Below are 14,892 nucleotides of genomic sequence, written 5' to 3' on the forward strand. Positions count from 1 at the left end.
AAATGGTTTTCTTAAGGTAATACAAGGAATGCTATGAACACTTTCATAGAAGTAATTGGCATTAAAGAAGAGAACTGTATCAACTGCCACCAGTGTATTGCGGTTTGCCCGGTTAAGATTTGCAGTGATGGAAGCGGGAATGTGGTAAAATTCCATAACCATCTCTGTATCGGATGCGGTCGCTGTATAGAGGCTTGTATTAAAAGTCATGGAGGTAATGTTGAGAAAAGTGCCCGCTTTCCCATTGATGACGCCGATGATTTTTTAAATGATTTAGATAGCAGTGAAGTAATAGCTCTAGTCGCTCCCTCGGCCCAGGCCAATTTTAACCTTAAGAAGCTAATAAGCGCGCTTAAACTTTTGGGAGTTAAGGCGGTTTATGATGTTTCGCTGGGAGCAGAAATATCTATTTATTCTTATCATAAGGCCATAAAATCTGGAAAAGCGAAGCTTCCCCTGATTGCTCAGCCCTGCCCGGCTATAGTCAGATACATAGAACTGAATCACCCGGCCTTGATTCCCCACCTGGCTCCGGTAGGCAGCCCGGTACACAATATTGCTGTCTATGCTAAAACCTTGCACCCGGAAGCGAAGTTGGCCTTTATTTCCCCCTGCCTGGCCAAGAAACGGGAATTTCATGATAGTCAAAGCGTTGAATACAATGTAATATTTCAATCATTATCACGGATATTAGCTGAAAAGGATATAAATATCGACTTGCTTGAGGAAAGTGAGTTTGATAATTACATCTCCGCTGGAATTGCGACCAATTTTTCTACTCCCGGGGGACTGAAGGAAGCCTACCTTTTCCATTATCCGGAAACACTACCTAGCAGCATCTCCAAAATTGAAGGTTCCCTGGTTTACGAAAAATACCTTAAAGATCTGGAAAAGGCTATAAAGGAGGGACAAGCTGATCTTCCCCTGATTATTGATATACTGGCCTGTGAAAAAGGCTGTAATATGGGTGCAGGTTGCATCAACCAGGGGCAATCCATTACCCAAATTGAAAGAGCCGTCAACCGCCGAACGGAATTTAGCAGCAGTGACGCAGAAAAAACTATAAAGTTAATAGAATTTCTTGATAAAATCACGCAGGATTTAGACTTTTCTTACACCTTTTATAGTAATCTGTCTGCAAATAACGATATTATTATCCCCAGTGAACTGCAATTACAGCAGGTATATAAACGTATGTACAAGGAAGTGGAAAAGGATTATCGCAACTGCCTGGCCTGCGGCTACAATTCCTGCTACCAAATGGCGGTTGCAGTTTTTAATGGTTTAAACAAAGCGGAAAATTGCCATCTCTATCAAGAAAAAGAATTATTAAGGGAGCAGGAGATCCTTAATAATATGGTTGATGAACTGGCTACTCTCAATTCTAAGCTGGAAGAAGAAATGTCGGAAAGAAAGCAGCAAGAGCAATTGCTGGTACAAAACTCCAAACTGGCAGCTATGGGGGAAATGATAGGTATGATTGCCCACCAATGGCGGCAACCACTATCCTCTATAAGCACCCTGGCAGGAAATCTTAAAGTTTACCTGGATCTTGATATGTATGAAAAGAATCAATTTCTCTCTTTACTTGAAGAGATCAACCACCATGCCCAGTATTTGTCCAGTACCATAAACGATTTTCGGCACTTTTTTAAGCCGGATAATCCTCAGGATACGGTATATCTTAATGTCGTAATTGACAATACCCTGGGCATAATCGGTAAATCATTGGAATACAAAAATGTACAGTTGAATATTAACACCTCTTTTTCCCAACCTATTTTAACTTATCCCAATGAGCTTATGCAGGTATTTCTTAATATCCTTAAAAATGCCTCCGATGCCTTTGTTGATAATGAAACCAGCTATCCCCGGATACAGATAAATGGCTATGAAAAAAACAACTATCAAATAGTAGAAATTATTGATAATGCCGGAGGTATACCCGAACGAATACTTAATAAAATATTTGATCCCTATTTTTCTACCAAGGGACCCGGAATAGGAACCGGGCTAGGACTCTATATGTCGAAAACCATAGTGGAAGAACATTGCATGGGAGAACTCATTGCCCGTAATACGCAGGAGGGAGCTTGCTTTACCCTCAAGTTTCCACTTCGCTAACGGGAGGCTTTAAAATGACCATTGATGTTAAGGAGCTGAAGGAGAGAGCTCAAGGAATCAGAGTTTTATATGTTGAAGATGACAAAGAACTGCGGGAAAACACCGCTCGTCTCCTGGCTGCTTTTTTTTCCGATATTGATACAGCCAGTAATGGACAGGAGGGTCTGGAAAAGTACAACGGGAATTGTTACGACTTGATTATTACCGATATTAACATGCCGGTAATGAATGGGGTTAAAATGGCCGCCCAGATCAAGGCGGGCAATAAAAAAGAGATAATAATAGTAATATCAGCCCATGACGAAGCTCGGTATCTTCTCGAACTTATTAACCTTGGTGTGGACTATTTTGTTCTTAAACCAATGGATATCAATAAGTTTTTAATCGCTCTTGATAAGGCTGTCAGTTTAGTTCATTTTTACAAAGTGGAAGCAGACTACAAAAGAGCCCTGGAGGAAACTGTCGAGAAAAGAACCCGAGAATTATCGGAAGCCCTGACCATAGTACAGGAACTGAGTACCGAAGTAGTATACCGCCTTACTGCCGCTGCCGAACTAAGGGATTCTGATACTGGATTGCATAACAAGAGACTGGGTTTATATGCCAAGAGATTGGCGGAAACCCTTAAACTACCGTCGGAGTTTGTTGAGTCCATTGCTTTTGCTGCTCCGCTGCATGATATAGGTAAAATAGGGATTTGGGATAATATTTTGTTAAAACCAGGTGCCCTGGATGCGGAGGAGTTTGAAATAATGAAAACTCATACTACAACTGGTGCCAGCATCCTGGCCCGGTCCAAGTATGAAAAAATTAGAATGACCGAATCTATTGCTCTTACTCATCATGAAAGATGGGACGGCTCAGGTTATCCCAATGGGCTAAAAGGAGAAGAGATACCATTAGAAGGTAGAATTGTAGCTATATGTGACCAGTATGATGCTTTGCGCAGCAAAAGACCCTATAAACCAGCCTTTAGTCATTTCCGCACTATGCAGATTATAACCAAGGGTGATAACCGAACTCGCCCGGAATACTTTGATCCGAAAGTATTGCAGGCTTTTATCGAGATTGCTGATGAATTTGACGAGATATTCAACTCCAACCAGGATTAGGGGGAGTAAATGGTTTCTGGAAGCTTGAATTAAGAACAAGCTTCAATTAAGATATAATACAAGATATGGTTCCACTGCAAAAACCCCTTTTGTTGCATAAGGGTTGCATAAATATACAAAGCGAGCGTTGGCGAAGCGTGGATACAATACCCGGCGAAGGCGAGCAGGCGAAAGGGGGCGAGCGACAGGAGGTCGCGAGAGCGCTACTCCCATGGACGGGAGATTAGCGCGGTACCCCTTGAGCCGCGAGACAAGCCGCAGGTGTTGTCCATGCGAAGACTGCGAGCGGTATATTTATACAACCAATGAATATTAATAACTTTTTGCAGCAGAATCAAGATATAAATTTAAGCGTTATGCCAGGTGTTCGAGTTTGCTCGAATGAAAAGGGAAAGCGGTGAGAATCCGCTGCAGCCCCCGCTACTGTTAGTGTGATGCGTTGCTTGTATAGCCACTGGTATAAACCGGGAAGGCCAGCAGTTGCAAATGAACACGAGCCAGGAGACCTGCCTGGGATAGAAAACCATTATATCCTTCGGAGGGAAGGGAGGGGTTTTTATAGGCGCGAATTCAGCTCGTTTTTGCTTATATTCGCCTACCCATCTTCCTGTATTTAAGGAAGATTTTTTATTTTTATGGACAAATATCTTGAGGAGGGAAAACGGTGATAAGAAGGTTTAATTCGCCCCTTTTAATTCTGCTATGTATAATATGCCTTTGCTTCTCGGCCCTGTTCTTGCCTGCTTCTGCCGAAACGGCGGTAGATCTAGATACTTTGGCCATCAAAGCCGTGCAATACAATTATTCCAGCTACCGGCAGGGTCAGGCCCTGGATGGCTTTGATACCTGGGTACTGGGAAAGGCTGGAGCCCAGGTTTCCGGCTGGGTATATGATGGTAGCGACATAAAGACTGTGTCATTGACAACAATGGAGCAAATCCTGATAGATCCCGATAAAAAGACCGTCGATTTTTCCGGTAATCCTGCCTATTTTTATTCATCCAAGCAGATAGCCCAATTAAACCTCCTGGCCCGGAGTTGGGGAGAAGATAAAAAAGCCGACGCCCTGCTCCAAGTTTTACAGAACAGGCAGAATACAACTTTAAATGGGTCCATCGATAACAACCCTTTTGGTGATATATCGGCTTTTGAATATTTAGCCCTTTCCGGTGATCTGGCCCGGATGAACAGCACTTCAGCCATAGACTATATTATTAATAACAGCGATCCTAAAACCGGAGCCTGGACTTCATCGTGGAATGATGTAATGTCAACTACTCAGGCCATAAGAACTCTTAAATACTTGGAAGCATCAACAGGCGAAAAGAGTGATGAGATTAATACCGCCATAAACAAAGCTATTAACTGGTTGCAAGCTTTGCAAAAGGATAATGGCAGTTTTCAGGATAGCGGTGGTTTTGATGACCCGTTGATAGATAGTGTAGAAGTGTTGCTGACCTTGAAAACGCTAGACATCGATCCTGCAAGCTGGAGCAGTCAGGAAGGGAAAACCATACTCGATTACCTGCATAATAAAGCATTAAATGCTGATGGCAGCCTGGGAACCTCCAAGAACAAAACTGACGCGACCTGGGTCTTGAATGCCTGCCTATCTCTGGGGGTGCAGATCCCGGCCGATACAGCTCTGGGGCTCTCCATCACTCCGACAACAGGCAGCGTTGCGAAAAATGGAACTATAGCATTCAGTGCTTTATTAAAGCTTTTTAATGGTGAGCAGAACGATATTAGTAAAAGCGTAAATTGGTTAGTTGCAGACAATAATATAGCCAGTATCGATGGGGGTCTGGCCCGGGGATTAAGTGAGGGACAGACAATGGTTACGGCTAGCTCAGATGAGTATGAAGCTTCCGCTACTCTTACGGTCAGGCCACGAAGCGGGGGAGGAGAAGGAGAATCCAAGAGCAGCGATCTGGCAGTAAATATTGCCGTAGTAGGCAAGAACGGGACCCTATTATTTGGCCCCAGCTCCATTAGTCTATCTTCCCAGGATCGTTTTGCATTAACGGCTATGGGAGCTCTGAATAAAACCGGTTTGAGATGGAGCTTTTCTGATCGATGGGAAGGACTTATTGTGGAAATAGCCGGAGAGCAAAACCAGGGTATGAGCGGTTGGATGTATTCAGTTAATGCCAGAGTTCCTACTGTATTGGCCAGTGAACAGAGTGTATCCGATGGAGACCGGATTATATTCTGGTACAGCCAGGATGCTTCCGCCAGCAGCCCGGAATGGGACCGTCTGGGCAGCGGCCAAATCTATAATCCAGAGGTGAAAGAAAAGCTTCCAGATGAACAGAAAATACAGCCAGAGATTAAGCCCGAGTTGGACCGGCAAGTACCAACTCCTGCAGCCAGGGTATATTTCAGTGATGTAGATGACAGCCTGGCCTGGGCGCGGGATGCTATTGAAATACTGGCGGGCAGGGGGATAATACAGGGGCGAGGAGAACATTTTGACCCCCTGACTCCGGTAACTCGGGCCGAGTTTATCACTTTAATTGCCCGGGCGTTGGGAAATAATACCGTTGATTACCAGGGAATTATCCCTGAAGACGTGAGCCAATCTGATTGGTTTTATCCGTCTTTGCAGTATTGCCTGCAGGAAGGAATAATTTCCGGATATCCCGATGGTAGCTTTCGGCCTGTGAATTCCATTAGCCGCCAGGAAATGGCCTGTATTATATATCGTCTAAAGAAGGATAAGCAAAACAATAATCAGATTTCAATTTTTGGAGATCAAGACAGTATAGCTCCCTGGGCTGTTCCGGCTGTTAAGTTCGTAGTAGCGGAGAAATTAATGCTGGGTTACGAGGATGGCAGCTTTCGGGCCGGGCAAGCTTGCAGCCGCGCCGAAGCAGCCGTGATTTTATTTCGTTATTTGAACAGCATTGAAGCTACTCCATTAAAATGAGATATATCATAGGGAAGGTATATCATAGGGACGGTTCTGGTGATATATAATTGGCTTCTTTTTGCATCAATGGTTGCGGCTCCGGCCATGAAGGGTTAGCAAGAAAAGTGAGGAGTAAGGGGTGAGGAGTCAAGGTTTATCCTATTCCACCTTGGATCCTGACTGACTTTTCATGAGTGATTGTACCTGCGTAAGGTAACACAAGGGGGGGACAAGACATGGGGATAACACAAAAGAACCGTCCCCTTGTGTTTTTGATGGAGGTTTATGGTGAAAAGGAACTTTTCGATATGTTTACTATTGTTTTTGTTGCTGTTCCTCATAGCTGGCTGCCATAGCAGCGACGGCATTAATAAGCAGGGGGAGAGATACGGCTCTTCCAGCCATAAAGCCAGTGTAGAGCCGGGCCAGGAAAGGCTAAAAGCGGATGATACTGGCTCCGCTGCTTCCCCAAGTATCAAGGGCAAGGGACAGGGGAACATGTCTCCGGCCCCGGAGGCACTTTCCTCCGAGGATAAAAAAGAATCCCTTGCTTCCTCTACGCTGCAGGAGACTCCTGAAGCAACGGGCAACAAAAACCCGGTTCTGCCGGAGCCGGAGCCTGATGATAATAAAGCCCGGGTGCGTTTGCTGGTTACCCAGGACAATGGTGAAGAGGTGATTTTTGACCAGGAAGTGGAATTAGCCCAGGATGTGACCGTAATGGATATTTTAAAAGCCCATTTAGAGGTCAGCAGCAGTTACGGTGGTGAGTTTGTCGAAGGCATCAATGGTCTGAAATCGAAGCGTGCCGGCCTGGGCCAGGAACCGGAAGACTGGTTTTATTATATCAACGGTAGCTCGGCCAATGTGGGTGCCGCATCTTACCGCCCGGCTGTGGGGGATGTGATATGGTGGGATTATCATAGCTGGGGTTCAGGGGGAAGATAGCCAATGAATGATACTATGCTAACCTACCAGGTGAAGGATAATCTGATTCATAGCCTCCATCCTTTAACCACCCTGAGTTATGTATCAGTAATAACGATCCTATCCCTCATATTCTATCACCCGCTTTACCTGGCAGCTTTACTGCTGCCCGCAGCTTTAGTTATAGTTTCCTCTGGACACTATAAGGAATGGAGCATTTATCTCAAGCTTAGTGTAAGCTTGATTATTCTAATCGTGGTTCTGAATATGCTTTTTTCACGGGAAGGGGAAACGGTATTATTTTCCCTACAGCTTTACTCTGGGATGGCCCCAATCAATTTAAGCCTGGAAGCCCTTGGTTTTGCTGCTGGAATGGGGCTGCGCCTGCTGGTTATTATAACGGCCTTTTGCCTTTATTCGCAGGCGATAGACCCTGACCGTATGCTGCGAGCAGTCGCGGGACTGGGGAAGGGGAAAACAGCTCTGGCCATTATCTTATCCACCCGTCTTTTGCCGCAGTTTTTGCGGGATTTCAGGCGCATTATGGAAATATCTCAATGCCGCGGAGTTGATCCTTATAAAGGTAATTTGTGGCAAAGAACCTGCCGTTTAAAACCCGTCATATCGGTTCTTTTTTCATCCTCTCTGGAGCAGGCGCTGGAATTGGCGGAATCAATGTATGCCCGGGGATACGGCAGCGGAGCACGCAGTCAGAGACAGGCTGATTTATGGCGTCCCCGCGACTTCCTGATTTTGCTGGCGCTAATAATTGCTTTCTTCTGTGGAATACGGGCCTATGGGCAAGGGTGGAGCAACTTCGCTTATTATCCCCATCTAAACTGGGAATTCTCGGGCAGCGGCATCCTAACCCTGATGACTTTAAGCCTGGCCATCCCATCCGTCTTGAATTGGGGGTGTAAACGTTCCAACAGCTTTTTATCAAAGATTTGAGTTATTGCTATCCAAATGAAAAAGAACCCGCTCTGCAGAAAATTAACCTTACTCTTAATGAAGGTGAATTTGTTTTACTTTCGGGAGCTTCCGGCTGTGGAAAGACTACTCTGCTCCGGGCTATAGCCGGTCTGGTTCCGGATTTTCATGGAGGTCACCTGGCAGGTGCCATTTACTTGGACCAAATTCCCTTAACCAAGATTCCCCATCGCCAGCGCCTGCTGAAAACAGGAATCGTATTTCAAGAAGCCGAACGGCAATTACTGATGAATACGGTCGAGGCGGAAATTGCCTTTGCCCTGGAAAACCTGGGTTTTACCCCGGCCCTGATTAAACGGCGGATAATGGAAGTGGCAGCTGCTCTGGACCTGACGGATTGTCTGCAGCAGGCTACGGACACTTTATCAGGGGGACAGAAACAGAAGGTTGTTCTGGCATCGATTTTAGCCTGGGAACCGGAAATCCTGTTGCTGGATGAACCCACTTCCCAACTCGATCCGGTGGCGGCGGAACAGATTTTGAACAGCATACGCCGTCTTAACGAAGATAGCGGCTTGACCGTAATTTTAGCTGAACAACGGCTGGAAAGGTGCTTTCATTTAGCGGATAGAGTAGTGGTGATGAAAAATGGAGCCATAGCCTATGATGAGCAGAGCTTTGATAAACTTTCCCACTGGGCCATGAAGCATGAGCCTTCCTGCCTCCCTCCGTTAGCTCGCTTATTCGCCGGCTGTGCTTTCCCGAAAATACCCGCCAGCATAAAAGAGGGCCGGTGTATCTTAAGAAGCCTTGCTCCCCAGGGTGATTTCTCCCCTTCATTCTCCGTGGTATCCCCTGGCTTTAGGAATAAGCTCGATGCAGACCGGAGTTTTGAACAGCCGATAGTGGAAGTGGAGAAAGTTTGGTTCCGCTACCCGGCAGGAAAGGAAGTACTGAAAGATATCTCCTTTAACTTAAAAGCGGGTGAGTTCGCTGTGCTTATGGGGCCGAATGGGGCCGGAAAGAGTACTATCCTTAAAAACCTTAACGGCCTGTTACGCCCGGGCCGGGGTAAGATTAAGATTTGCGGCCGCGACAGTAAAGGGGTTCCGCTAGCGGAACTGGCCAACAGCATAGCCTATCTCCCACAAAATCCAGATGACTATCTTTTTTTGCCTAGCGTGCGGGAGGAAGTGAGATTCAGCCTGCAGCATTTAGCAACTAAGGACGATATAGATAAGCGTTGCGAGCAGGTCTTGCAGCGTTTTGGCCTATCTAGTCTGGCGCAGCTTAACCCGCGCGATCTCAGCAGCGGTGAGCGACAGCGGGCGGCCCTGGCGGCGGTTACGGCTGTCAACCCCCGGGTTTTACTACTGGATGAACCCACCCGTGGCCTGGATTATCGTCATAAAGAAGAACTGGGGCGTTTCCTTCTAGAATTGCAGGCTGAAGATATGGCTATTCTTATGGTCAGCCATGATGTGGAGTTTGTGGCCGAATACGCCGGTAAGGTGATTTTTGTAGCGGACGGTTCTTTGCTCTGCTCTGGCAGTAAATATGAAATGCTCAGTTCCTCCACCTTTTATTCTCCGCAAGTCACTAAAGTATTTCGCGGTATCGCCCAGGGGATCGTTACCCTAAAACAGGCGCAAGAACTTTTACGGCGCATCCTGCATCACCGTCAGGAGTCTATTCCCAAGGCTAGCTGGTAATGCCAGAGCCGGGGAAAAATAAGGGTAGGAGAACACTAAGGGGTGAGGGGCAAGCGCCTTCTAACTCATTTTTCATCGGTGGTTGTGTCCCCCCGGCCATGTCCCCTCTGGTTGGGGATAAATGATAAAAGGAAACAGGCAAAAGAACCGTCCCCATGCCTGGGGGAAAAATATGTATAGGAGATAAGGATTATGCAATTAAAAATATCCCTCATATCCCTGGGTTTACTGGGCTTGTTGCTCTTGCTTAGCATCTGGCCCGGAAGAAGTTTGGGAAACTGGAACTGGGGCTTGCTGGCGGCCACCATCCTGACCGTGGCCCTGGCCGGGTTTTTCTGGCAGTTTGAGAGACAGCAGAATAGTATAGTGCAATTATCTTTTATAGCCACTATATCATCCCTGGCTGCCCTATCCCGCATAGCTTTTGTTCCTATTGCCGGTTTGCAGCCGGCAAGCTTTATAATTATGATTACCGGCTATGTCTTTGGCAGCCAGACCGGTTTCCTGGTCGGAGCCATATCGGCCCTGGTATCGAACTTTTTTCTAGGGCAGGGGCCCTGGACACCCTGGCAGATGTTGGCCTGGGGTATATGCGGGCTGCTGGCCGGCGGCCTGGGGCAGGCTTTATCCGTATTTCGCCTGCTGCCCTTTGTTTTTCTATGTACTTTTTCTGCCTTCCTCTTCGGCTGGATCACTAACATTTCCTATTGGAGCAGCTTCGTTCATCCTCTGAACTGGTCCAGCTACCTGGGCAGCTGCATCGCCAGCTTTCCCTTCGATCTTATCCACGCAGTCGGCAATCTGGCTTTTTCCCTTCTTTTTGGCACTCATTTCTATCAACTGCTTTTTCGTTTTCAAGCCAAGATCTCAGGATACAGCAAATAGCCCAGGATACTTTTCGAATAGTAAGTAATCTTCACTTTACATACTAACCCTTCATGGCCGGGGGCCACAACCACCGATGAAAATACCATTCCATCCTCCGATTTCCGCCTTCTGTCTTCCGTCTCCCGACGCCTCAGGTTAAAAAACCGGAAAGTATCAAATAATAAGGCTAATTCAATTCCTGGAGGTGGGTATATTGCAGGCGGCATGGAGCGGTTTTAAAGCAGGCAGATGGATGCATGAAATAGATGTAAGGGACTTTATCCAAAAAAACTATAGCCCCTATGATGGCGATAGTGGTTTTTTGACTGGCCCGGGAGAAAAAACATCTTTGCTCTGGAGAAAATGCCAGGATTTATTGCAAAAGGAAAGGGAATCTAAAGGGGTTTTGCTGGTAGATGCGGATACTCCCCTAAGCATTACCAGCCATCCCCCGGGTTATATTGACCGGGAACTGGAGAAGATTATCGGTTTGCAAACGGATAAGGCCTTGAAACGGGCTATCAATGTTTACGGTGGTTTGAAAATGACCCTCAACGCTTGCCGGGCGTATGGTTATGAACCGGATAAGAAGCTCCTGAAGTTTTTTGAAAAACACCGCCGTACCCATAATGACGGAGTTTTTGCGGTCTATACCCCGGAAATGCGCCTGGCGCGAAAGGTGGGGATAATTACCGGTCTGCCGGACTCTTATGGCCGTGGCCGGATAATTGGCGATTGTCGCCGGGTAAGTCTTTATGGAGTAGATTTTCTCATAAAAGCCAAAGAGAACGACCGCGATTGGCTTAATCGTAGAATGACTCCCGAGCTCATACAACTCCGGGAAGATATGGCGGGACAGATTAAGTCTCTGCAAGACCTGAAGCAAATGGCTAAATCTTATGATTATGATATTTCCCGACCGGCAGCTACTGCGGTTGAGGCAGTGCAGCATCTCTACTTTGCCTACCTGGCCGCAGTCAAGGAACAAAACGGAGCTGCCATGAGCCTGGGGCGGGTCTCCACCTTTCTCGACATCTATCTGGAACGGGACTTGCGATTAGGAAGGATTACGGAGAACGAAGCCCAGGAATTGATTGATCAATTGGTGATAAAACTACGACTGGTTCGGCACTTGCGCACCCCCGAGTACAGTGAAATATTTGCCGGGGATCCGAACTGGGTCACGGAATCACTGGGCGGCTCCGGTACGGACGGGAGGCATCTGGTTAGCAAAACTTCTTACCGCTTTCTACAGACCTTGAAAAATTTAGGAGCGGCACCTGAACCCAATATGACTATTTTATGGTCACGCAATCTTCCTCGCAATTTTTTAGAGTTCTGCGCTAAGCTGTCTATTTCTACATCTGCTCTCCAGTACGAGAACGATGACCTGATGCGTGACTACTATGGTGATGATTACGGTATCGCTTGCTGTGTATCGGCTATGCGCCTGGGGAAGGAGACTCAGCTTTTTGGCGCCCGCTGCAACCTGGCCAAACTTTTACTCTATGCCATAAATGGGGGCAAGGACGAGATAAGCGGCCAACAGGTAGGGGTGGAAATGTCGGTTTATGATGGAGATAGATTGGAATTTGGCGAGGTTATGAGACGATTCAAGATACAGATGGAATGGTTAGCTGAGCTTTATGTAAATACTATGAATCTTATTCATTATATGCATGATAAGTATGCTTATGAATATGTGCAAATGGCCTTGCACAATACTTTTGTCAAACACTTTATGGCTTTTGGCATAGCTGGTTTATCAGTTGCAGCTGATTCTCTAAGTGCAATAAAATATGCTAAGGTAAGGCCCATCAAAGACGAAAGGGGATTGGTCAGCGATTTTGCCATAGAAGGTGAATTCCCCAAGTTTGGTAATGACGATGACCGGGTTGACCTGTTGGCGGTGGAAATAATTCATACCTTTATACACCAGCTTAAGCGCCACCCTGCTTATAGAGATGCCCAGCATACCTTGTCCATATTAACCATAACCTCTAATGTAATGTATGGGAAATATACCGGAACCACTCCAGATGGACGACAAAAAGGCGAGCCTCTGGCTCCCGGTGCCAACCCCTTGCACGGCCGGGAAGAAAAGGGAGCTATAGCCGCCTGTAATTCGGTAGCCAAATTACCCTATGAAGATGCCCGAGACGGCATTTCTTTCACCTTCTCTACTGTCCCTGAAGCCCTTGGTAAAAGTAAGGAGGAACGGGTAAACAATCTATTGGCTCTGCTTGAAGGCTATTTCGTTCAGGATGCTCATCATATGAATGTAAATGTTCTTAATGTAGAAACATTGAAGGAAGCTATGGAGCACCCGGAAAAATACCCGGACCTGACCATCCGGGTCTCTGGTTATGCAGTGCATTTTACCAAACTAAACCGGGAGCAACAGGAAGAGATAATTATGCGTACCTTCTATCGCCGAATGTAGCTTAAGGGTGGGTACGGCTCCATGATAGGCAGAATTCACTCCATTGATACCTTCAGCACCCTGGACGGGCCCGGAATTAGAACCGTGGTTTTTATGCAGGGCTGTCACCTGCGCTGCAAATACTGTCACAATCCCGACACCTGGGAATTGAAAAGCCTCTCTGCTCAGGAATATAGTCCTGAAGAATTAATGGAAGTCATAAGAAGGAGCAAACCATATTTTATTGCTTCCGGCGGCGGACTTACCTTCTCTGGCGGCGAGCCCCTGCTGCATGATGATTTTATAAAGGCAGTTTTCCTGCTTTGCCGGGAAGAAAATATTTCTACCGCTATCGATACCTCCCTTTATGTCAAGCCCGCAGCGCTGCTAAATGTTATGCCGCTGACTAACCTGGTACTGGCGGATATCAAACATATCAACGAGGAAAAAAGTCGCTGCCTGACCGGAATGAGCAATAGTCTTAACTTGAGCAATCTCAAACTTATCGATTCGCATGATATACCCATTTGGATTCGCTATGTTATAATTCCTGCCTGGACCGATGCGTTGGAAGATCTTGAAGAAATGGCTGCTTTTGTGGGCCAGCTTGAACATGTGGAACGTATTGATCTTTTGCCTTACCACTCCCTGGGAAAACATAAATGGGATTTGCTGGGCTATAACTATGAATTAAACGGGGTAACTACTCACAGCCCGGAGGCTTTGGAACAGTTTAAGAACATCATATCCGCCATTAGCGGAAAACCAGTTTATTTGAAATAGATATTTTAATAAAAAAATGAGGAGTGAGGGGTGAGTGGTTAATATATTCCCAACTAGATCTTATTATACCAAGCCCCTACTAACCCACTTTTCATTGCTGGTTGTAGTCCCCGGTTATACAAGCTTTATAGAACAAAAGGGATTTTTGCATTGATATTATATTTTCTTAAAGTTCCCCTTATGCTCCGGGTGTAGTAGAATCAATGCTAATAAATAATATGAAAACAACAGGAGGCAGTTGGGGTGAGCGTTAAAGTTTTTACTGATAGCACTTCATACATAAGTAAAGAAATGCAAGAAGAACTGCATATTGAAATTATTCCTTTAAGTGTGCATTTTTCCGATGAGTCCTTTATCGAAACAGAAGTAGACTATGAATATTTTTATCAGAAAATAGAAAAAACCGGGGAGATTCCGACATCTTCCCAACCTCCGCCGGGGCAATTCTTTGCAGCTTTTAAAAAGGCGCTATCTCGTGGAGAGCATGTTGTAGGCATTTTTATATCTTCAACCATGAGTGGAACCTGGGCTACAGCCCTGCATGTTAAAAAGCAGCTTATGGAGCAATATCCTGAAGCCAGGATGGAGATTATTGATTCTCATACCAATTGTATGGCCCTGGGGCTTCAGGTTGTGGAGGCCGCCCGGGTGGCCAAGGCCGGGGGTAATATAGATGCGGTGGTAAAAGCAGCCCAGTATATTCATGATCGGGTACATTTTTACTTTGTCCCGGAAACCCTGGAGTATTTGCGCAAAGGGGGACGAATAGGTACGGCCTCTGCTCTTCTCGGTACCCTTTTGAACATCCGGCCTATTTTAACGGTAGATATGGCAAAAGGCATGACCCATTTGCTGGAGAAGGCCCGGGGAACTTCCAATGCGGTTAAGCGAATGCTGTATCTAATGGAAGAAGATCATCAAAAATATGGGCTGAAGGAAATCATAGTGCACCATATCAATGCCCCGGAAAAAGCTCGACAATTAAGGCAAACGCTGGTTGATCGCTATGCTTTACCCGTAAGTATACTTTCCATCGGTCCGGTAATAGGCCTGCATACTGGACTAGGCACAATAGGTATGGTCTATGTGGCATGAAGCAGAGAG

The 14,892-nt window shown here is 46.2% G+C and carries 10 protein-coding genes and 1 riboswitch; all 10 genes read left to right on the forward strand.

Features of this window, described 5'->3' with window-relative positions; all coding sequences use genetic code 11:
- Positions 1-33: 33 nt before the first annotated feature.
- The 10 genes from SWOL_RS13515 (at position 34) to SWOL_RS05325 (ending at position 14,883) form a co-directional block, all read left to right on the forward strand.
- Positions 34-2,124 carry a [Fe-Fe] hydrogenase large subunit C-terminal domain-containing protein gene (locus tag SWOL_RS13515; protein WP_011640458.1) on the forward strand — a complete coding sequence of 697 codons (2,091 nt, stop codon included), beginning with the start codon at positions 34-36 and terminating at the stop codon, positions 2,122-2,124.
- Positions 2,125-2,138: 14 nt separating this feature from the next.
- The gene (locus tag SWOL_RS05285; RefSeq protein ID WP_011640459.1) at positions 2,139-3,236 is read left to right on the forward strand and encodes an HD domain-containing phosphohydrolase; all 1,098 of its coding nucleotides are present in this window, start codon (positions 2,139-2,141) and stop codon (positions 3,234-3,236) included.
- 344 nt (positions 3,237-3,580) lie between these two features.
- A riboswitch (cobalamin riboswitch) is annotated at positions 3,581-3,764 on the forward strand.
- A gap of 136 nt (positions 3,765-3,900) precedes the next feature.
- Positions 3,901-6,165 (forward strand): S-layer homology domain-containing protein, encoded by a 2,265-nt coding sequence (locus SWOL_RS13520; RefSeq protein WP_011640460.1) that lies wholly within the window; start codon positions 3,901-3,903, stop codon positions 6,163-6,165.
- Between the two features lie 267 nt (positions 6,166-6,432).
- A complete protein-coding gene (locus SWOL_RS05295) occupies positions 6,433-7,095 on the forward strand; it encodes a DUF4430 domain-containing protein (protein ID WP_081424786.1) in 663 nt (220 codons plus the stop codon).
- 3 nt (positions 7,096-7,098) lie between these two features.
- The gene (locus tag SWOL_RS05300) at positions 7,099-8,025 is read left to right on the forward strand and encodes an energy-coupling factor transporter transmembrane component T family protein (RefSeq protein WP_011640462.1); all 927 of its coding nucleotides are present in this window, start codon (positions 7,099-7,101) and stop codon (positions 8,023-8,025) included.
- On the forward strand, positions 8,022-9,716 hold the full coding sequence (locus SWOL_RS05305) for an ABC transporter ATP-binding protein (RefSeq protein WP_011640463.1): 1,695 nt from the start codon (positions 8,022-8,024) through the stop codon (positions 9,714-9,716). Before SWOL_RS05300 ends, SWOL_RS05305 begins: the two co-directional genes overlap by 4 nt.
- A gap of 192 nt (positions 9,717-9,908) precedes the next feature.
- A complete protein-coding gene (locus tag SWOL_RS05310; protein ID WP_011640464.1) occupies positions 9,909-10,601 on the forward strand; it encodes an ECF transporter S component in 693 nt (230 codons plus the stop codon).
- 193 nt (positions 10,602-10,794) lie between these two features.
- A complete protein-coding gene (gene pflB, locus SWOL_RS05315) occupies positions 10,795-13,026 on the forward strand; it encodes a formate C-acetyltransferase (protein ID WP_155814280.1) in 2,232 nt (743 codons plus the stop codon).
- Between the two features lie 21 nt (positions 13,027-13,047).
- On the forward strand, positions 13,048-13,788 hold the full coding sequence (pflA, locus tag SWOL_RS05320; protein WP_011640466.1) for a pyruvate formate-lyase-activating protein: 741 nt from the start codon (positions 13,048-13,050) through the stop codon (positions 13,786-13,788).
- Positions 13,789-14,031: 243 nt separating this feature from the next.
- On the forward strand, positions 14,032-14,883 hold the full coding sequence (locus SWOL_RS05325; RefSeq protein ID WP_011640467.1) for a DegV family protein: 852 nt from the start codon (positions 14,032-14,034) through the stop codon (positions 14,881-14,883).
- Positions 14,884-14,892 lie beyond the last annotated feature (9 nt).

The sequence above is a fragment of the Syntrophomonas wolfei subsp. wolfei str. Goettingen G311 genome, assembly GCF_000014725.1.
GTDB classification, from domain to species: domain Bacteria; phylum Bacillota; class Syntrophomonadia; order Syntrophomonadales; family Syntrophomonadaceae; genus Syntrophomonas; species Syntrophomonas wolfei.

Excerpts from the sequence above, each read along its gene's own strand:
- SWOL_RS13515 (WP_011640458.1), top strand. The coding sequence starts at position 34 with ATGAACACTTTCATAGAAGTAATTGGCATTAAAGAAGAGAACTGTATC.
- SWOL_RS05285 (WP_011640459.1), top strand. The coding sequence starts at position 2,139 with ATGACCATTGATGTTAAGGAGCTGAAGGAGAGAGCTCAAGGAATCAGA.
- SWOL_RS05295 (WP_081424786.1), top strand. The coding sequence starts at position 6,433 with ATGGTGAAAAGGAACTTTTCGATATGTTTACTATTGTTTTTGTTGCTG.
- SWOL_RS05300 (WP_011640462.1), top strand. The coding sequence starts at position 7,099 with ATGAATGATACTATGCTAACCTACCAGGTGAAGGATAATCTGATTCAT.
- SWOL_RS05310 (WP_011640464.1), top strand. The coding sequence starts at position 9,909 with ATGCAATTAAAAATATCCCTCATATCCCTGGGTTTACTGGGCTTGTTG.
- pflA (WP_011640466.1), top strand. The coding sequence starts at position 13,048 with ATGATAGGCAGAATTCACTCCATTGATACCTTCAGCACCCTGGACGGG.